Source organism: Heyndrickxia coagulans DSM 1 = ATCC 7050 (assembly GCF_000290615.1).
GTDB lineage: Bacteria > Bacillota > Bacilli > Bacillales > Bacillaceae_C > Weizmannia > Weizmannia coagulans.
In genome coordinates, this window is the sequence record NZ_ALAS01000035.1 from 1 (window position 1) to 255 (window position 255).

The 255-nt window shown below is 46.7% G+C and carries 1 pseudogene; it reads left to right on the top strand.

Annotated features, from left to right (window positions below):
* A pseudogene (locus tag IC21_RS15980) lies at positions 1–255 on the top strand (ISLre2 family transposase); the annotation flags it as partial.

The window sequence follows — 255 nt, forward strand, 5'->3', positions numbered from 1 at the left end:
CATATCTCCTTCAGGATGAAAAAAAGGGGCATGCATTGGAGTGAACTTGGCGCAGAAGCCATGGTGAAAATCAAACAAGGCATACTCAATAGGACATTGAGAGAAGCCTATCTGAAACACCGTTCAAGAAGCGAGAGAAAACAACGGAACTTGAAACAATCCATAAGGATGTCTCAACTACTCAAGCAGCCTGTACGCCCGTCAGTGGGCGTAAAGCACGGATCAGTTGCCCTGCATTCAAGCAGTTCATCGGCA